Genomic DNA, 19,939 nt, shown 5'->3' on the forward strand with positions numbered 1-19,939 from the left:
AATAATTTATGTCAATAAGTTAATGATCTTGACTGCAAAAATAGACACCTCAATAATAAAAAAATATGATATTAGAGGAATAATTGGGCAAAACCTCAAAGTTGAAGATGGTTATGAGATAGGGAAAAAATTCGCCCAATTTTTAGGCACTAATGCTAAGATTTGTGTTGGTTATGATGGCAGAGTACACTCGCCTCAAATAGAGAAAAAAGTAATTGAAGGGCTATGTTTTTCTGGAGCAAACGTTATAAGAGTTGGGCTGTGTTCTTCTCCAATGCTATATTTTGCTACTCAACTTACCAATGCAGATGGCGGCATAATGATTACTGCATCTCACAACCCTGCACAGTACAATGGATTTAAATTTTATAGCAACAAGATAGTATTTAGTGAAAAAGAAATAACTACGTTTATGAGTGTTGATGCTGAAAATAGTATAAGTAATTATACTGTGCTTAATTGTAATATATATACTCAATATATAGAAATACTGAAGAATGCAGATAAAGATGTAGGAAGTAAGAAAAAGCTTAAAATAGCATGGAACTGTTCTAATGGAGCAACAAGTAGTGTTATTAGGTATATTCAAAAAATTTTGCCCAATCATGAACACATTACAATTAATAACACAATAGATGGCTCTTGTAATCCTGATCCTATTGAGCAGCAGAATCTCAATAAACTAATCAATACTATAAGAGAGCATCAATGTGATATTGGTATCGCCTTAGATGGCGATGGTGATAGGGTTTGTATAGTAGATAGTGAAGATCATATTGTTCCTAATGACTACCTTTTTATGATATTTGTAAAGGAAATACTGACCAAAGGCGATAAAGTTATTATTGATATAAAAATCAGTATGAAAGTTTTTGACCTCATTTCAAAGTTAGGTGGAATAGCAATAACATGTGCTACTGGCCATTCTATTATTAAAAAAATGATGATAAAAGAAAGTGCAAAATTCGCCGGAGAACTTAGTGGCCACTTTTTCTTTGCAGAAATTGGCTTTGATGATGGTATGTACGCGGCTGTTAAGCTTATTAATATTCTGCAGAAGTATAAAAATTTGGATGGCATAATGAGAGAATTACCTAAGCTACACATTAGTCCCGAAATCAAAATTGAAGTTCAAGAAGAAAAAAAATTTCAGATCATTGATCTTTTAAAAAAAGAATTAGAACAAAAAAATATTATGTTTTCAAGTATTGATGGCATAAAAATTACCTTTGAAAAAGGATGGTTATTACTTAGAGCATCTAACACACAGAACTATATTACAGCACGTTGTGAAGGCAAAAGTAATGAGAACTTCAAGGAAATAAAAAACGTATTGGATCAATATATTGAAAGGATAAAGTTACTAAATAAGTCGTAGTTATGAAAATAAGTTAATAATTAGGATGCTAAGCTTTGTTAAATTAATGATAAATTATGTATTATTAATATCTCTATAAAAATTTTAAAGAAAAAGTATGCTATATAAAAACAGCAATGAAGACTGCTTACCAAGCATAAAAACATCAGTATTTCAATTCTTCTGTTGTCAGATCAAGTCCTCGGACTATTAAAAATAGTATAAATAATTAAGATTAGGCAAAAATGGTTTACTTTTGAGCAACAGCAAATAGGGATACAAAAAGGTAATTTTCTTTTGAAATTTTGAACTATCGCTGTCATAAAAACTAGAATTTGAAATTTTTGAATATTTCTAAATTTTGCTCTTCTAAGAACCTGTAAGAGATCTCAAGACCCCCTGCGAAAATGAGGAAACAGGTATGAAAAGAGAGAGAAAGATATAAAATAGCAGTTTTGGCAGAAGTTATGAAAAAGTGGCAAATATATATTCCGTCAATTTGCTGATAGCAGAATGCGAAAAAATAGTCGAAATAGTTAGTGGGAAAAAGTTAAAAAACAGGCGACGGAATCACATTAAAACGCTAGAAGACAAAATTTTATGTGTGTTAATATACTACCGAACGTATATAATGCATCCATTTTTGGGCTATTTGTTTAATTTACACAATTCAAATATTTGCTAAAAAAAATGGGTTAGCGAAAAAAATCAAGATCACAAAACCAGAAAAAATATTTTGGTAGATGTGACAGACACAGCAGCCAAAAGATAGCAAAAAGAGAAAGAAAACATAAAAACCGAAATGAAGAAAACGGACAAGGTTTCAAAATCTCATCGTGTTTAAGATACGAAAACAGTTCTACCAGTAGATAGCATAAAATATGCTGATTCTAGGGTTGGCAAAAATTGCAGAAAGTATAAAAAATACCGTAAAAAACCCCGGAGCAAAAGGATCATAGCTTGCGTCGTTTAGGTGGAAAATAAGACTCAAAGATATTTAAAATTATGTCACATGTAATTTTCAGAAAATATGAGGTTTAATATTATTTCTGGAACTTGAAGCATGGTTTTTTTGCTTTGGCCTAACTCATACCTCGTTACTAGTATACCGTTTCTCAGGGGATCTACTATTAAATAGTAGATAGTATAATAATTATTCAACCACTATGGATTAGAAATCCAAAGAATGAGAAAAGCATAGAATGCTAATTTACCAATTCTCGTTTAGAGTGATTTTATCATCTGATCAGTTACATTTCCCTTACAAAATAGCCAGCTGCCCATAAATCCATTCTTCAATTCCGGAAAATTTTGTTTTCTTCCCTTAATCATTTGCACTTTATACTCAAATATAGAAACATATATATGGAAATGATTTGATGTAATTTTTCCTCTGATTTCTACATACCTCTTGTACTACATCTTTGGTTCTCTACCAACGCTGATATTTCATACTATATGATATATATACTGAATGGCTGCTTTTCCTCTAATATCTCCTCAAACTTACCATCAGCTATTATATACTTGAAAGCAATCCCAAATTTGGGATAATAAATTAATACTTACAATGATAGCAAATAACTTGTCCATGTGGGACCGACTTTAACTCATCTGTTGTCACTTTCTGTGCACAAGATATGCATTTTATTTCATCACTTGGCAGTAAAGAGTTGTTAACTGCAACTCTATCATCAAAGACAAAACACTTACCTTGCCAGGTATTACTGCTATTCTGCTTTTTTGCTAAATAGTTAATAATTCCTCCCTTCAGGTGATAGACTTGTTTAAATCCTAGACTTTTCATATATGTAGTCGATTTTTCACACCTAATACCACCAGTACAATACATTGCTACTTTGCTTTTATTTTTAGGTTTATCCTGTGCCCAGGATTTAGCCCATCCAGGAAAATCTCGAAAATTTTGTGTATTAGGATTAATGGCATTGCTAAATTTACCAAGCTTTACTTCGTATTCATTTCTTGTATCAATGACATAAACATCTAGACTTGAAATAAAATTATCCCAATTATCAGGTTCTACATATTCACCTTTTAAAGAAGGTGATAAGTCACTTACACCCAAAGTTACTATTTCTTTTTTTAGCCTTACTTTCATTTTGCTAAAGGGTTGAAAATTTGAGTAAGTTTTCTGCCACTTAAGATTGCATAACCTATCATCAAGATCTAAAAACCTGAAAAAATCATCAATTGCAGATTTTGTTCCTGATATAGTAGAATTAATTCCTTCTTCCGCTAATAATATTGTACCTTTTAGACCTATGTTTTTGCAAAAATCTGCTAACCTATTTTTCATATCATAATAGTTAGAAAGTTCTACAAAACGATAAAATGTTGCAATAACAAATTTCATATTGTTAAAATTACATTATGTGCTTTTGTGATGTTTAGGGTCAACTACAAAATTACTCTTGTTTTTTACATAGCACACTATGAGCCATATAAAGGCTAAAGAATACCAAGTAATCATGTATTGCATATGATAATTCCTTGGCTTAATTGGCATAGCTAGAACCAAGTTATCACTTAATTTATCTATTGCCCATACTACACATCGACTAAAATTTACTTCCATATCTTTAGATATTGACTCAGCATCAAGCCATGGCCATACATCATCTTTAGCTTCATTCTTAATGAGTTTATTTATACCTTTATACGAATCACAATATAACATACCATTTATAATTATTTTTTTAGGTTTTATGTTCACTCCCTTTTGTTTTTTATCAATTAATCCTTTATTTATTAATATATACTCTCCACTGCTTAAAAGCATAGGGGTTAAAATATAGTAGCTATTCATTCCAGCAAAAATATATAGATCAATGCCTGTGAGTACCCCTTCTACTACAACTTTTCTATAAGCAAAATCGTCAATATTTCCACCTTCCATCTTTACAGCTGGCATATTCATTTTTGCTATAATGTTATTTTTCCAATTAAGCCTAAACAACTGCCATGTACCAAGTGCAAATAAAACTATAAAAGGACAACATATAATTAAAATAGTGTTTATGATATTTTTACTGAGCATTGCTATATTTGTGTTTGCAAGTAATTTGCAGCACCTATTGATTCAATTATTTTAAGTTGTTTTGTAATCCAATCTTGATGTCCTTCCTCATCTTTTAGAATATGTTCTAGCAAATCAGCAGTTACATAATCTTTTTGATTTTCAGCAAAAGAGATTGCTTCTTTTAAATTTTTAATACCATTTATCTCCAACGTCAAATCTGCTTCTAAGATCTCCTTTATTGTTGTTTCGCTTCCTTTTGTAATATTTTCAATTGATACAGTATTAGTATCCTGAAAATTTGGCATACCTCCTAAAAATATAATTCTTTCTGATATATTCTTTACATGAGTCACTTCATCATTGAGTTCTTGTTCTGCTTTTTCAGCTAACTTTACTATCCCCCACGATTTTAAAATTGCTGAATGTAAAAAATACTGACGTATAGACGTTAATTCATGTGTCAATAAGATATTTAAATGCTTTACTATTTCCTTATTCATAAACTCTCTAATGAAAGATTATAGTATATATCTTAGAGCAAAGAATAAAACATTTTTTTATCTGTATGTAACCATGCTTAGAAAATTAAAGCTAGGAACTTGGAAGTCCCCCTTCCATTTCCTTTCAGGATAATAATAAAAGATAATAAATGTCTCTAAAACCTTCTTTCTAGATCATTGTATTTGCCAATCAGGCTAATACTTTAAAGAGCTATGCCATGCATTGAACTAGTAGCAATTAGCTTTCGCATTTCTTCAAACGTTAGACCCCCTGAGAAAGTGAGGAAACAGGTATGAAAAGAGAGAGAAAGATATAAAATAGCAGTTTTGGCAGAAGTTATGAAAAAGTGGCAAATATATATTCCGTCAATTTGCTGATAGCAGAATGCGAAAAAATAGTCGAAATAGTTAGTGGGAAAAAGTTAAAAAACAGGCGACGGAATCACATTAAAACGCTAGAAGACAAAATTTTATGTGTGTTAATATACTACCGAACGTATATAATGCATCCATTTTTGGGCTATTTGTTTAATTTACACAATTCAAATATTTGCTAAAAAAAATGGGTTAGCGAAAAAAATCAAGATCACAAAACCAGAAAAAATATTTTGGTAGATGTGACAGACACAGCAGCCAAAAGATAGCAAAAAGAGAAGGAATTGGAAAAAAGAAAACATAAAAACCGAAATGAAGAAAACGGACAAGGTTTCAAAATCTCATCGTGTTTAAGATACGAAAACAGTTCTGCCAGTAGATAGCATAAAATATGCTGATTCTAGGGTTGGCAAAAATTGCAGAAAGTATAAAAAATACCGTAAAAAACCCCGGAGCAAAAGGATCATAGCTTGCGTCGTTTAGGTGGAAAATAAGACTCAAAGATATTTAAAATTATGTCACATGTAATTTTCAGAAAATATGAGGTTTAATATTATTTCTGGAACTTGAAGCATGGTTTTTTTGCTTTGGCCTAACTCATACCTCGTTACTAGTATACCGTTTCTCAGGGGATCTTGTGTCAAGCCGAATATAAATAATATAAAAAAGGAGGAATGAACGAAAAAACATCGAATAAAAACAGTGGATTAATAAAGAGTTAATATATTATCGTCTATCCGAGAAACTAATTGGAAAAGGAGGAACTGCTAATCAAAAAGTTACTAGAGGCAAGTTTAGAAAGAAAATAAATGAGAATGAAATCGTAGAAAAGTTCAAAATACAGATTCAGACTCATTTGAAGATAGAGACTTGAGCCGCAAAAAAAAGACAAATTAATTTACACCCTGAACTTGAAATGTTTGCAAAGTTATAAATATCGAAACGACCATAAGCAGCAGCAATATTACCGATAAATTATTACCAATGAGTGCCAATAATTTGTATGATTTTTCAAAGTAAGCAAATTCGGCATAGATCAAAAAAAGAGGTTTTTATTTGGCTGGTTATGAATGATCTCAAATTGTGTATTTTCCTACAGCCATAAACAACCAACGCAGAAATATATGAGATAAGTAAAATATGTATCCAGCAAAATGAATGATTTGAAGAAAAGTGGGAATTCCCATGGTATAGCTAACATATGATACAAGTTAGCTGTTTAGCTCCATCAAGTAATGGTGTAAGTTATTCCTTAGTAGAAAAGGAGATATTGTGGGACAGATATTACACACAAGACAACGTACGCTGTGCGAACAGAATTACAGCGCTTACAATCACGCAGTTAAGTAAACAATATAACCTGAATCCTAAAACGGTCTTAAAATGGAAACTTCTATAGAACTATGGGCCCTAATTATCTGAGAGAGAGGAATTACCGTCAAAAACCTTTAGATGATTGTTTTTTAAACAACTACCTTATCTCGCAGTATCGTTGCTTAAAAAGACACAATCTTTACCTAAAAAGAATACTAAGCCAGAACTTCAAAAAATACGATATTTTCATGTTGATATTTGTGAAGCGCGAACAAAAAGTTTATATTTATGTAGGAATATTGTAAATATCTGGGATTCTCGCACAGGCTGTTATTTTCTTGAAATTTGCTGTGCCTTATAAGATTCATAACTGTATTCAATTCTCCTATTCTTTGCTTAAAAAAGCTCCTAAAGACAAAATTCATGACTTCGATATAAGAAATTCAACATTGTTTGACTAAGTTTATTGGATAAATGAGCAGAATGAATAGAACTATTAAACAAGCCACATTATGAAACAAACTGAAGTTTTGAAAGCTATGCTCAAAAACTCAAGTCCCTCAAATTTTTAACACCTATGGAAAAAATATTGTCTGAATACAAATTAACATGTTTCATTCAAATCCTTACCATTACTTGATGGGACTAAATATCTAGTCTCTGTGAACAAAAATTCAACCACTATGGATTAGAAATCCAAAGAATGAGAAAAAGCATAGAATGCTAATTTACCAATTCTCGTTTAGAGTGATTTTATCATCTGATCAGTTACATTTCCCTTACAAAATAGCCAACTGCCCATAAATCCATTCTTCAATTCCGGAAAATTTTGTTGTTGAACTTCTTCTCTTTGCACTAATTTGCTAAATATAGAAACATATATATGGACATGATTTGATGTAATTTTCCCCCTGATTTCTACATACCTCTTGTACTACATCTTTGGTTCTCTATCAACACTGATATTTCATGCCATATGATATATATACCGAATGGCTGCTTTTCCTCTAATATCACCTCAAACTTACCATCAGCTATTATATACTTGAAAGCAATCCCAAATTTGGGATAATAAAATCTTCGTTGCTTTTTTCAGATCTTTCTATCGGTGTTTCTGTACTATCTATCACTAAAACTTCATATTCCATATCACTTTTTAACAATTCTTTTCGATTCGGTAACGCAAAATCTGGGTGCTCTATTATTCTACCCACTTTACTGTTTTATATCTCCCATAGTTTTGTGCAATATGGAAATAGGTCCACGAATAATGCCATTAATTTCCTCATTTAGCTTATTTCCTCCTTTTGCCTTCTTCTTTTTTTTTCTGTAGAACTTTCACTATCTTATTGAATTTTTAGCCCTTGCGAAATTTCTCATCCTCCAACTATTTTATATTTTTTTGAAGCCTTCCCCTTTTTTGATTTTAGGCTAGTTTCGATAGAGGTCTATTCTATTATTTGCATAATATGCTAAATAAAATATCTTGTGTTAATAATAGTTACACTCTTTAAATTAAGTAGAAAGGTAATATGAATCACAGTAGAGCTTCTTCCATCAGTAGTGTATATAATTCTGATACAGAAATTAGTAATAGTTGGGATTCAGAAGAAGATTCAAGTGATGGTCTGAACATTAGTGGTAATTCTATTTTAGATGGTCTATTGCCAATAGAGCCAAATTTATCATTAACTGAAGATGAAGAGAAGCTGGTTGGTAAATTTTATCAAAAGATGAAAGATATAGAAGCTCAAAATGACAAAGAACGAAAGGAAAATATATATAATACAAAAGTAAATTGTACAGAAAATTCTTTAAAACGTATTGAGAGTGTAGTAGATCAATATTTAAAAAGAGGACTGAGGCTAAACTCGTATTATAACAATAGTACAGTAACAAATTTAGTATTTCATTGCTGATGTAATTGTACATCCTCGTGACATAACATATGCAACTCCTGATCCGCAGCGCAATGCTGATTATAACAATAATATTAGTAAAAAAGAATGTGCAGATGAGTGGGAAGGTAAAGATAAGGGATATGTAAGTGGATGGGAATATTTGAAGGATGAATGTGTAGATGAAAAATATACAGGCAAATGGGAATATTGGGGAGATATAGGGGAATATAAATATGAAGAGAATAGCATAATTGAATTGACAAGAATTGTAAACAATTCGATCGTAGAAGACCTAAACTTAAAAGTTAGTATACTCCAAATTGGAGAGAGTATAATTAGAGTTGAGAAAGTAGGAGAGAAAAGAAGTTATATGAATGTTCCAAAGGGGAGGTTTAAAATGTCTTTCACTACTGAAGTAGGAAAAATTAGCATTTACCTTTGTCCTGATGAGAATAATAGCAGTAGAATAAAAGTAGAACTTGATGAAGAAAATCAAGAAAAGTTTAGCAGACTAAAAGATAAGTCAAGCTTAGGGAAGAACTGTCTTTTAGGTGGAAAAAACGTTTTTTATATTATTTATATTCGGTTTGACATGGTTTGTTGAACACTCTCTTCATAGTGATTGAATGCACAAGAATGAGTTTAAAAATCTAACTCAATTAATCTTGCTGGATCATCGATAAATTTTGCATTAGAAAACTGATTTTTAAACCAAGTATACTGACGTTTAGCATAATGCCTAGTGTTAATTTGAGCCGTGTTAATTGCTTCGTTGAGTGTTATTTCGTTCTTTAAGTACTTTATAATCTCTGGCGCACCATGTGCTTTCATTGCAGGAAGCCATGGATTAAGGTTCATATCAAACAGTTGTTTTACTTCATCAACTACTCCAAGCCCAACCATACTAGTAAAGCGCTTATTTATTTCATCGTATATGAAATTTCTTGGTGGGCAGATGACGTACATTATAAAATTATCTAATATCGATATAGTAGTTTCTTTATGCCACGTAAAAATTGACTTTCCAGTTTGGGTTATCACTTCAAAAGCTCTAAGAAGACGATGAAAATTATTTTCATGTATCTTTCCCTGAATCATTCGATCTTTGCTTAATACTAACTCATAAAATCCTTGCTTTCCTAATTCTCCATATAAATTACGGGACATGACTCTTATATCATCATCTACCTTAGGGATTGACGACAAACCATTAATTAGGCTTTTTATATATAAACCACTACCACCAATTATAATAGGCAATTGTAAATTCTTCCAAGCACTTTTTACTTCTTTTTCTATATCTTGCAGCCAAAGTCCTACTGAGTAATTTACTTGCGCAGAAACATAACCATATAGTTTATGAGGTATAGATTCGAGCTCTATTGGTTGAGCAGTAATTATAGGAATTTCTTTATATATCTGTTTTGAATCACAATTGATTATTACTCCATTGTACTTTTTTGCCAGCTCAACACACACTTTTGACTTACCAGAAGCTGTTATACCAGTAATTATTAATGCTTTATTCACTTTACTATGTTATATATTTGTAATAATTATAATTAAATTCAGATTTATTTAAAGGTGCTAAATGGTAGAAGAAAATTCTTTTACTGAGCGTTTTGCTAAACGCTTCAAAAAAGACGAATCTGCAGGAGACGGTAACAGCACAGTAGGTTTTGCATCAAAGTTTGCAAAAACGCGCCCTGAATCAGATACAAACACTACCGAAGAAACAAAAAAACAGCATAAGGATGGTAAATCGTTTACTCAAGACAAAATCAGTAAAAGTAGAGTTATGAATGAGCGCAGTTTCGCTGATGCAACAAAGCGTAGTAGAGCTGATTGCGTATTTTTAGTGCGGGGTAAGGATAGAGGAAGACCCGCATGGCACTATGTTCTTGTTGACAAAGATAAAAAAGAGATGTTTTTAGCAAAAAGCAGAACCGGCTCCATAGATGTCGCTCTTTACGGGCAAATTTTACACTCAGGTTGGGGTGAGGATCCACCACAAGATATTGTTGACAAAATAAATAAAGAATTTGATGGTGGATGAAGTAAAAATTTTTTGTTTTAGACCCAGAATTTTTGTTTTTTATGTTATTATTGATATAACATATTTTGAAAATAAAGAAATTTGTATTATAATATTAATTTCAATATAAAAATATATGCAAAGAGTCAGTAAGTTATTCATATATGTAATAGGTTTTCCTGGAAGCGGAAAATTATCAATATCAACGGAGTTAAGTAAAACTCTGGATGCTTTAATTATGGACAATAGCATGTTTAACAATATTGCGTTTAATCTTATAGATAATGAGTTGTTTACAAGACGCGAAGTGCCGCAAAAACTATGGGATAAGATCTTTGAAATTAGAGCAGTAACACTGAAGATTATAGAGCAGTATCCGACTCCATCAGGAAATTATATTTTTACAAATGAACTGCTGGAGGGAGATGAATATGATATGCGTGTATATAATTCAATAGTGAGTTTAAGTGAAAAGCTAAAAACAAAAATGTTACCTATAATACTTAATTGTAGCGAAGATGTACTGAAGGAACGTATATCATCTAAAGAAAGGCATAAAAACAAAAAAATTACCGATGTTGATTTTGCTACAAGCAGAATAAGGGGAAAGAAATTATTTGTTCCTAAAGGTGCATTAGAAATTGATAATTCAAATTTAAAACCAAAGGAAGCTGCAAAAATAATAATGGCTCATATTAAAGAACAGTATGCTAATCATTCCACCGAAAAGCAGCTTGATTTTGTTTAATTTTAAAGTTAATGCTAAAAAATTTAAAATTCTTAACTGCGAAGCATGTTTTCCTTTTAGCATTAGCTATAATACTTGCTATTACAATTCTTCCTAAGCTATTAGTTACAGAATATAATAAATTTAGTTTATTTTACATAAACAATCAATCTAAGTCACTTTTGGCTTCTTTTTCAATAGTTGCGTTTTTAGTAATATTGCACGCTAAAGATATCTATAAATTTGAGATGCTTTCTCTTCTTTTTTATACCTTTAGTAGTTTTGCAGCTATTTTATCATGCAATTTAATTTTATTGCTAATATTCCTTGAGCTTATGGTATTTGGTGCTTTTTGCATCATTGCCTCAAATTCCCAGAAAAACAATATAGGTCCAGCAACACGTTATGCCATAATTCATTTTTTTGCTGGAACTTTAATTTTATCAGGGGTTGCTATGCAGCTCAATGAAGCTAATTCTACTATAATTTCTCACAATATCTTAAATTTCCAGAATATTCAGTTACAAAATAGTATTTCTCACATTATGGTGCTTATTGGCCTACTTATAAATTGTGCGTCTTTTCCTTTCTCGTATTGGGTAACTGATTCCTACCCAAATGCAACTCTTCACAGTACACCATATTTATCTATATTTACTACTAAAATCTCATCTTATATTTTACTTCTTATGTTTCAAGGTAGTGAAATATTATTTTACTTTGGACTGACAACTGCCTTTTGTGCAGCAGGCTTTACCATATTTGAAAATAACATGCGCCATCTTTTATGTTATAACCTGGTCGGACAGATGGGCCTTATTATTACTGGAGCAGGTTTTGATGGCGAAGCTGCAGCAGCTGGAGTTATATTACAAATTATATTTTGCACAATTTACCAAAGCCTACTTTTCATCATAGTAAACTCTATCATAACACGTACAAAAAAGCATAATTTAAACGAAATTGGAGGCTTATTAAAAATAATGCCAATAGAAGCACTGTGCTCTTTTGTGGCAATATTTACAATGGTTGGCACTGCTTATACACCTACTTTTATCAGCAAATCTTTAATAACTTCAAATGCTTCAACATGGGTCGCAGCATTATTTTCACTGGCAAATTTTACATTGTTTATTAGTATAGGTCTAAAATTTTTCTATTTTACATTCATCTGTAAGCACAAGCAGCCAGCTGTAGCGAAAGGAAGCTTTGAGAGCTTTATCTCTATGTCTATACTGTTGTTAATGTGCATATTAGCTAGTATATTCTATGATCAGTATTTAGCCTATTTTTTAAGCGATATACCAGTTTTTTATCAGAGTAAGAAGGTTTTTACTAATATTAGCATGATAGCATGCTGCGTGACGTTATTCGTATTTTTACGCAACCTATTTTGCTTAAGATTTGCTATAAACTTAAAATTTAAGTCTTTTTTATCCTATGTAACTTCATTATATGAAAAGTTTATATTGTTTATAGTAAATGGTAGTGTTAACATAGTAAAGAATATGGCAACTATAAAATTATACAACAATACTGTAGAGGATTCTTCAGGTGTTACCATAGTGCTTGCTACTGTTATAATTAGCACGTTATTGATGTTTTTATGTTTAAATCACTTACTGATAACTTAAATTCTGTATTTCAAAAATTAAGAGGGAAGTCTATTCTCTCTGAGGATGATTTCAATGCATCAGTTCGCCAAATTCGTGTAGCTCTGCTTGAGGCTGATGTTTCTCTTGAGGTAGCAAAAAGCTTCACTGAGGAGATAAAAAATGAAGTGATAGGCAAGAAAATAATCAAAGGTATATCTTCAGCGCAGATGATAATCAAGATTGTGCAAGATCATCTTGTTAAAATCCTTGGCTCAGAAAAAAGCGAATTAAATATTGCAGGAAAATCACCAGTAGTAATTATGCTAGTTGGCCTTCAAGGTGCTGGAAAAACCACTACCGCAGCGAAATTAGCTCTAAAGCTTAAAAAAAATAAAAAGGTAATGCTTGCATCTTTAGATATTTATAGGCCAGCTGCACAAAAGCAATTAGAAATGCTAGGTAAGCAGATAAATGTAAGTACACTTCCTATAATACAAGAAGAAAAACCAAAGGATATCACAGCCAGAGCATTAAAAACTGCAAAAAGCGAAGGCTATGAAATATTAATATTAGACACTGCTGGTAGAATGCATCTTGATTTAGATATGATGGATGAACTTAAAGTTATTAAAGAGCTATCATCTCCGCAAGAAATCCTTTTAGTTGCCGATTCTATGACTGGTCAAGATGCTATAAATATTGCCAAAAGCTTTAATGATTCTATTGCTCTTACCGGAATAATTTTTACGCGTGTTGATGGTGATGCACGTGGTGGAGCTATCCTATCTATGAAAATTGCTACAAATTGTCCAATTAAGTTTTTGGGATATGGTGAAAAATTAAACGATTTAGAAGACTTTTATCCTGAAAGAATTGCAAAAAGAATATTGGATATGGGAGATGTTGTTTCATTAGTTGAAAGAGCTACTGAGATTGCAGGGCAGGAAGAAATTGATAAATTACAAAAGAAAGTACAGAAGGGTAAGTTTGATTTAAATGATCTAGCATCACAACTTAAAACCTTAAGTAAGATGGGTGGCATGGCTAGTATTATGAAATTTATTCCCAGTATTGGATCTCTCAAACAGCAGGTAAATAATAGTATCTTCGATGACGGTGATGTTAAGAAATACATAGCTATAATTAACTCTATGACTAAAAAAGAGAGAGTGAATCCTGACATTTTAAACGGTTCAAGAAGACTTAGAATTGCTAAAGGTGCAGGTCTTAAAGTGAGTGATATTAATTTTTTAATTAAGCAATATAACAAAATGAGTGCTTTAGTGAGCGGTTTTAGTAAACACAATAAGATTAAAGATCATGATGTAGCTAAACTTTTAAATAAAAAGTATTAATTATTTAATGCTAAATTAACCATTTTATTATATCATTATTAATAATTTACTGGAGAGATGTTTATGACAAATAAACAAGTTCAAATAAAACTACAAAATCTAAAAGATTTTAACATTAGAGATGAAGGAAATGGTAAAACTGTAAAGTTTAGCGGTTCTGATTTTAATGGCATGCAACAAGATATAGAAGACATTTTTTCTTATTCAGGAAAATGTGGAGGAGGTTTTAGTATATACAATACTCATTATAAAGAGCACTTTTATGATCCTGATCAACATAAAGCAGTGCTAACTTTAGAGAAAATTGATGGCAGCGAAAAAAATGTAGGTGTAAGCTATGCTGATGGGCATTACACTAGCTATAATATTGAGATTGATACTTTAATCTAATCGCTTATTAAGTGCGGCTACATAACTCACTAGAGTTTATGTAGCCACTCATACTTAATCCAATTTTTTCTTTCATACTTTTTGTTTATAGATGTTTTAATTTAAATCGACATCCCCTTTTTATTTTGATTTTCTGTTTTTATCTTTGCTGTAAAAGACCTACTAGGAGATATATCCACATTTATACCAAACAGCACATTAAGCAATAATTTAAGTAATGAACTAAAAATACTAGACTGCTGTTTGTGATCTTCATCTTCTCTGCCATAGCGTTTTGCATCCTTGGCATTACTGGATTCTGTCTCCCCTGCTCTTTTTTCTGGATCCATTCTATTTGCAAGCACTGCAAACAATACTTCTTTCACTTGTAACTTAAGTTTATCCTTTATTTCACCTATATCTGTATTCTCTTTTTCTGTGTGATTTAAGTTACTGGCATTACCATCTGCTTCTTGTTGTTGCATTGCAACATGTGCAATTATGCTTTCAATAATTTTTCTTTTTTTATCTTGTACTCTTTTTTGTGACTCAAGTTTTGCTTGCGTATGTTTTGTTGTCTCAAGCTCCGTGTCGATATCACAAAAAGAAGCATTACTATAAAGTATTTCAATAAGGCTATCGATACTTCTTTTTAATTGCATTAGCTTTTCATAGCTATCTATTCTGCTGACTTCCTCATCGACAATTTGCTCAAATTTATTATATAATTCATTATCATCTACCAAAATATATTTTCGTTCTGATGGTAAATATTGAATGTGGTTTGAAATATTATCCATAATCAGTAGAATCAATTTAAAGTTATACATGTTAATAATTTAAAAAATATTAAATCTTCTTAAAAGAGAGTTATAATTCTTGCTGTAGTAAGATATTTTATTAATTCTTTAAGAGAGATAGTTGTAAAAATCAAAAAATCATCATATAATATATATTATATTCGTTTATGAGGTAAAAATGAGTAATCAAGCCCTGAAATTAGTATTAAAGAAAAATCAGAAAGACCTAATTTTTGCTGGGGTTTTTATCACTGGTATTATATTAAGTGGAATAGGATTATTTGGATCAGGCGAGACAAATTCTACTGTTGGCTTTATAGGCCTGACTTTATTTATACCTTTGTTCTTCCCTGTTATAATAGATACAATTTCCCATATTGATACAATAAGAAATGAGGCCGATATAAGAAAAAGGGATATAGTTGGCAATATATTTTCTAATGTTGCTGTGCTAGGTGGTATTATACTAACTGGAGTTAGTTTGTGTGGTCAGTTAGATGATAATGCAAAATTTATCACAGGTGTGGTAGGTTTTACTTTACTTCTATCTTCACTGTTATGTCTTATTACTCATAGGGTGTGGTTCAATAGAGATGAGCATAAATCTCAAAAGCTCATTAATGACAGTTTCGAAAGTGTAAACTCCAAAAATGGAATAAATAATGAGGATGAAACACATCTTTATTAAGTGGAACTTTAGATGGTCTTTAAATTTACTACCCCTGCACTCACTAAAATTAAGGTAAAGCTATCAAAGTTACTGGGGTCGTAATACCTCTCATATAATTCAATAAGACATTGCAGTGATATCTTCTCACCGCTACTGCTGAAAGATATTTCATAGTCACTTACAGCATTTGCAAATGCATACTTGCATAGTAATTTATCAGCAACTTTGCAATCTAAAATGCCATTAACTTTAACTGTAATGTATTTAGTGCCGGAGTAGCTTAAAGTCTGCTTCCAGCCTAAAGAGAACACATTATTCTCTTCTTCCGCTTTTGTACGCAAGGTCAGGCGAAGATTTTTTACGCTTTTTAGCGTAATAAATTCACCATTTTGATCTTTTACTTTAAATTCTATCACATTTTTCCTTTAATAAGATATTAAAATTCATCAGTGCATATAGGACGTCGTCATGTTGGCCAGCAGTGCCATTGTTCAACAATACTGCTTTATAATCCAGATGCTTAAAATTTAAAGAATTTACCACCTTACCTACGTTTTCCATTATTTCAAATAAATTCTGTATGTGAAAACTATAAATACCAAAAACCAATTTTGCTTTGAGCACAGATTTAGGAATTAAAGATATCTCTTGATAGTCAATTATACGAATACTGATATATGGCAGTGAAGGATTTTTAGGTAAGTAATCATAAATACCTGCAATACAATTTTTTATATTGCTATCCTCTTTCAGCGACTTCAGCACTGTATTATGTAGTTCACTTAGAATTTTAGATATAGAACTCATATCATAAAACAACCTTAACTTCACGAAATGGGGAATATATTTCCCTGACAATTGATAAGCTATTACTATTTTCTGCTTCACGATTTTTATAAGCTATTGCAACATGGTGAGCAATTCCATGCTTTATTTGGGCTGGAATTAAATCAGCATTAAGGTGCCCTGCTTCATAGGTTATATCTAGTCTTCGAATGTTAAAATGGCTATAAAACTCAATATATGAACCAACTACATCAATATAGTATAGGTCTTGATCAACTACAATTTCGCTGTCATTTCTCAGTACAATTTTTACTGATTCGACTGCAATTAACGGACCAAAAATTAATTGAATTTTTCTAGGTATATAGCCAATGCATGAAATCTGCCATTTTTGTTTCATAAGTGACCTTTCCATATACCATTCTGCATATTCTGTTGCAATTGATATTAGATTTAAAATCAAATCGTCATCTTGATCATTTTCTACACGTAAAAACGATTTTATCATCGATAAACTCACAGGATGAGCGATAGATGCAGATTTGCGTGTTAAATGAATAGTTGAATTTTGTAACATAAATAAACCTTTAAATTAAATAACTTTCATCAGAAGAACGTTACTTTTCTATGGCATTTTTTGAAATATAGTATTTAATACACAGCACTTTAATTGCAGTAAGTGTCCGTAATTCCAGTGTTTTTTTTCATTGAACAGTTCCTAAATTCATTAAATGTTTGATAATTATTTACCGCCATACATAGCACTAATATTTTTCTTTATTTAATAAAAATCTTACGAAGATATATGAAAATTTTATATTATTTATAATAATTATAAATTGATGTGATTTTTTGATATATTTTGTAGAATGTTGAAAAGTAATTGTGTTAAACTCACTTTCCCTTTCCTACTTAGGAAGTTAAGAGCTTCAAAATCTAGAAATTGTTTAGCAAAAGATGATTTTAGTAGTTCAATATTTTGAGAGTAAATGCTCTTAATAGCTGAGTTTAATTCTTTACGCAAAAGATCATTAAACCTATTTAAATTGCTATCAGCAATGTCATCAATATTGTCTGAGAATTTTACTTGCGTTCTATAAGCTATATCTTCTATTTGCTCGCTAAATTTCTCTATTTCGTTGTTTTTAGAATATGTTGTAAATTTTTTAGGCATATGCGCAGCATCTAATAATTACCCATAGTAATTACTGACTAGCAACTGCGGAAGCACAATTTTTCATGTAAATTAAGGAAGTGACTCCTACGGGATTTGAACCCGTGTTACCACCGTGAAAGGGTGGTGTCCTAACCACTAGACGAAGGAGTCACAGCTATTAGTATATTAATAGCAGAAATACAGTCAACGGTATTTAAACCGTTCAAATTTAAATATAGCGGCTTTTGCAAACCGCTAATAATTTATTTCATAATACCATTTTTATCTAGTTGCTGCCCCCTAACTTCAGTCATGTTTGATGATGGTTCATTATTATACCTTTCTTCCTTTCCGCCATCATTAATGTGACCTTGTCCACTAATTTTATTACTTATGTAATTAAAAACTGGACTAATAACTGGGCTTAGCATATAAGCAAGCCATGCAAAAAAGACCGCTTGCTGCATTATTGGTTGCGGCATTATAGATACTGCACTACTAGAACTACCAGGTAGGGACATAAAATTGTTCAAATAATCTTCTTTGCATTGTTGATTAAAAGGTAGACCTTCTAGATACTGATTTAGCTTCCTATAATCTTTAGAAGCCCACTCTTGACTAGTAGGAACAAACTTAACCCATTTGGATTCTGTACTATTGTGGTTTAAACACTCTTGCATAAACTTAAAATTAGGATTATTATCGGAAATCCCGTATACTTCTTGCCCACTTTTTTTTCCGTGAGAGCTAAGTTTACTGTTAGAAACAAAAACAACACCTGCGCTACTCTTACTTGGTTCATCAGAAAATTTAGCATACTCGGAAAAAAGTACTGCATCATCATCTGCAGATACCATTCCCATACCTTTTATTTGTGGTTTAATTTCTTTTTCAACAAAACCGACATATTCCTTTTTTGATGACTCATCCACACCAGGATTTACTTCAATTGGTACAAATGTAACGTCATATTCCTTTATGTACTCTTCGTTACTAATAAATCCATCAAGGTATGCAGAAAGTTCTCTTTGTGTAAACTCCTTATATTGCACTGGTCTACCAGGCCGTAAAACCGGCTCAAAAACCTTTTTATCCTTATTTAAGCATCTTAATATAAACATAAAATAAGGGTTGTTATTTTCTATTTTGGATGCATCAACTTCTTCCTTGTTAAGAACACGTCCATACTTTGGTTCTGATGTAATCGACTTATAATACTTGGAATTCGATGTATAAATATATGGTTTTGCGTCTCCCTCTACGCGAAAACGAGCAAATTGTTGTTTAAGATTTATATCTGTTATAGCAATCGTATTTGCAACAGAGATACCACCAATGGATTCGATTTCGCATAATTTTTTCTTAAACTTACTATCAACAAAATCATAGTATTCTGACTGCCTCCACACACTCATCTCAGGGAGCTTACTTGGCTCAAACGCAGCCCTACGCTGATTTATATATCGCTTATCATCAATAAGCCCTTTTAAATGTTTAAATAGATCTTCTTTTGTTGCAAAATTTTTATGATCATATCCATCTTTGTTAATGCATACTGCAATGAAATCAAAGAAAGAGTTTTGATTGCTAACCTTAACTCTATGCATGCTATCATTAACTAAATCACCAAACGCTTTATAGTACCTTTCATCTGGTGTATATTCTATTGTTGTAGTGATACTTTGAATTCTTTTTGTTTCTTCATCATAATAACCTTTTGCTTGTTTTACGGTAACCAATACCGAATTTATTCCAATATCACTGCCAGCATCGTTGTAAGCTGATAACTCAATTGTCTCATTACTAAAAAGCGTTTTGTTGGCAATAGGTATAATTTCATTATTAATAAAATCACGATACTTATCTCTATATTCATCTCTTATTTTTTTGTCGTCCATATATCCCCCAAATTTAAATTTACAATATAAGAAAAAATAATTACCTATACTAATCTTAATA

General features: G+C 31.3%; 19 protein-coding genes, 1 tRNA gene and 3 pseudogenes. 11 read left to right on the plus strand and 12 right to left on the minus strand.

The annotated features are described in order from the left end of the window. Positions 1-22 precede the first annotated feature (22 nt). On the plus strand, positions 23-1,378 hold the full coding sequence (locus tag AACL09_RS01335) for a phosphomannomutase/phosphoglucomutase (RefSeq protein WP_339048288.1): 1,356 nt from the start codon (positions 23-25) through the stop codon (positions 1,376-1,378). 526 nt (positions 1,379-1,904) lie between these two features. Next, a pseudogene (locus AACL09_RS06340) lies at positions 1,905-2,039 on the plus strand (transposase family protein); the annotation flags it as partial. 876 nt (positions 2,040-2,915) lie between these two features. Here AACL09_RS06340 and AACL09_RS01340 read toward each other — a convergent pair. From AACL09_RS01340 to bfr, 3 genes are read right to left on the minus strand one after another with little or no spacing between them, the layout of a single operon-like run. After that, complete coding sequence (locus tag AACL09_RS01340; protein ID WP_339048292.1) at positions 2,916-3,731, minus strand: rhodanese-related sulfurtransferase; 816 nt, start codon at positions 3,729-3,731, stop codon at positions 2,916-2,918. A 15-nt stretch (positions 3,732-3,746) separates the two neighbouring features. Beyond that, positions 3,747-4,415, minus strand: coding sequence for an SURF1 family protein (locus tag AACL09_RS01345; protein WP_339048294.1), 669 nt, complete (start codon positions 4,413-4,415; stop codon positions 3,747-3,749). A gap of 2 nt (positions 4,416-4,417) precedes the next feature. Further along, positions 4,418-4,897: a bacterioferritin gene (bfr, locus tag AACL09_RS01350; RefSeq protein ID WP_339048296.1), complete on the minus strand. Its 480-nt coding sequence runs from the start codon at positions 4,895-4,897 to the stop codon at positions 4,418-4,420. Positions 4,898-5,316: 419 nt separating this feature from the next. Here bfr and AACL09_RS01355 point away from each other — a divergent pair. Further along, positions 5,317-5,451: pseudogene (locus AACL09_RS01355) on the plus strand (transposase family protein); the annotation flags it as partial. Positions 5,452-7,654: 2,203 nt separating this feature from the next. On the opposite strand, the pseudogene AACL09_RS01360 reads toward AACL09_RS01355, so the two are convergent. Continuing rightward, positions 7,655-7,847, minus strand: a pseudogene (locus AACL09_RS01360) (IS5/IS1182 family transposase); the annotation flags it as partial. A 271-nt stretch (positions 7,848-8,118) separates the two neighbouring features. Between AACL09_RS01360 and AACL09_RS01365 the strand changes: the two are divergent. Beyond that, the gene (locus tag AACL09_RS01365; protein ID WP_339048300.1) at positions 8,119-8,505 is read left to right on the plus strand and encodes a hypothetical protein; all 387 of its coding nucleotides are present in this window, start codon (positions 8,119-8,121) and stop codon (positions 8,503-8,505) included. Between the two features lie 142 nt (positions 8,506-8,647). Then, positions 8,648-9,091, plus strand: coding sequence for a hypothetical protein (locus AACL09_RS01370; RefSeq protein WP_339048302.1), 444 nt, complete (start codon positions 8,648-8,650; stop codon positions 9,089-9,091). Positions 9,092-9,129: 38 nt separating this feature from the next. On the opposite strand, the gene miaA is transcribed toward AACL09_RS01370, so the two are convergent. Continuing rightward, positions 9,130-10,017 carry a tRNA (adenosine(37)-N6)-dimethylallyltransferase MiaA gene (gene miaA, locus AACL09_RS01375; protein ID WP_339048304.1) on the minus strand — a complete coding sequence of 296 codons (888 nt, stop codon included), beginning with the start codon at positions 10,015-10,017 and terminating at the stop codon, positions 9,130-9,132. Between the two features lie 61 nt (positions 10,018-10,078). Here miaA and AACL09_RS01380 point away from each other — a divergent pair, with 61 nt between their 5' ends. From AACL09_RS01380 to AACL09_RS01400, 5 genes are all read left to right on the plus strand, one after another. Continuing rightward, positions 10,079-10,543, plus strand: coding sequence for a hypothetical protein (locus AACL09_RS01380; RefSeq protein WP_339048306.1), 465 nt, complete (start codon positions 10,079-10,081; stop codon positions 10,541-10,543). Positions 10,544-10,658: 115 nt separating this feature from the next. Then, positions 10,659-11,270 carry an AAA family ATPase gene (locus AACL09_RS01385; RefSeq protein ID WP_339048308.1) on the plus strand — a complete coding sequence of 204 codons (612 nt, stop codon included), beginning with the start codon at positions 10,659-10,661 and terminating at the stop codon, positions 11,268-11,270. Between the two features lie 11 nt (positions 11,271-11,281). Beyond that, entirely contained in the window at positions 11,282-12,883 is a 1,602-nt protein-coding gene (locus AACL09_RS01390) for a proton-conducting transporter membrane subunit (protein ID WP_339048310.1), read from the plus strand. Continuing rightward, positions 12,856-14,199 (plus strand): signal recognition particle protein, encoded by a 1,344-nt coding sequence (ffh, locus tag AACL09_RS01395; protein WP_339048312.1) that lies wholly within the window; start codon positions 12,856-12,858, stop codon positions 14,197-14,199. Before AACL09_RS01390 ends, ffh begins: the two co-directional genes overlap by 28 nt. Positions 14,200-14,262: 63 nt before the next feature. After that, positions 14,263-14,589, plus strand: a complete 327-nt coding sequence (locus AACL09_RS01400; RefSeq protein ID WP_339048314.1) for a hypothetical protein — start codon at positions 14,263-14,265, stop codon at positions 14,587-14,589. 101 nt (positions 14,590-14,690) lie between these two features. On the opposite strand, the gene AACL09_RS01405 is transcribed toward AACL09_RS01400, so the two are convergent. Beyond that, the gene (locus AACL09_RS01405; protein ID WP_339048316.1) at positions 14,691-15,368 is read right to left on the minus strand and encodes a hypothetical protein; all 678 of its coding nucleotides are present in this window, start codon (positions 15,366-15,368) and stop codon (positions 14,691-14,693) included. A gap of 178 nt (positions 15,369-15,546) precedes the next feature. Between AACL09_RS01405 and AACL09_RS01410 the strand changes: the two genes are divergently transcribed. Further along, entirely contained in the window at positions 15,547-16,056 is a 510-nt protein-coding gene (locus AACL09_RS01410; RefSeq protein ID WP_339048318.1) for a hypothetical protein, read from the plus strand. 8 nt (positions 16,057-16,064) lie between these two features. Here the strand turns inward: AACL09_RS01410 and AACL09_RS01415 are convergent, their stop codons facing one another. The 6 genes from AACL09_RS01415 to AACL09_RS01440 all read right to left on the minus strand — a co-directional run bounded on the left by AACL09_RS01415 (position 16,065) and on the right by AACL09_RS01440 (position 19,878). Then, complete coding sequence (locus AACL09_RS01415; protein WP_339048320.1) at positions 16,065-16,454, minus strand: phage tail tube protein; 390 nt, start codon at positions 16,452-16,454, stop codon at positions 16,065-16,067. Then, the gene (locus AACL09_RS01420; protein ID WP_339048322.1) at positions 16,441-16,845 is read right to left on the minus strand and encodes a hypothetical protein; all 405 of its coding nucleotides are present in this window, start codon (positions 16,843-16,845) and stop codon (positions 16,441-16,443) included. Before AACL09_RS01420 ends, AACL09_RS01415 begins: the two co-directional genes overlap by 14 nt. A 1-nt stretch (position 16,846) precedes the next feature. After that, positions 16,847-17,401, minus strand: a complete 555-nt coding sequence (locus tag AACL09_RS01425) for a head-tail connector protein (RefSeq protein WP_339048324.1) — start codon at positions 17,399-17,401, stop codon at positions 16,847-16,849. Positions 17,402-17,656: 255 nt separating this feature from the next. Continuing rightward, a complete protein-coding gene (locus AACL09_RS01430) occupies positions 17,657-17,998 on the minus strand; it encodes a hypothetical protein (protein WP_339048326.1) in 342 nt (113 codons plus the stop codon). 81 nt (positions 17,999-18,079) lie between these two features. Continuing rightward, positions 18,080-18,151: transfer RNA gene (locus AACL09_RS01435), tRNA-Glu, on the minus strand. A 92-nt stretch (positions 18,152-18,243) separates the two neighbouring features. Next, positions 18,244-19,878: a hypothetical protein gene (locus AACL09_RS01440; protein ID WP_339048328.1), complete on the minus strand. Its 1,635-nt coding sequence runs from the start codon at positions 19,876-19,878 to the stop codon at positions 18,244-18,246. Positions 19,879-19,939: the final 61 nt, after the last annotated feature.

The sequence above is a fragment of the Candidatus Mesenet endosymbiont of Phosphuga atrata genome, assembly GCF_964020175.1.
In the GTDB taxonomy this organism is placed as follows: domain Bacteria; phylum Pseudomonadota; class Alphaproteobacteria; order Rickettsiales; family Anaplasmataceae; genus Mesenet.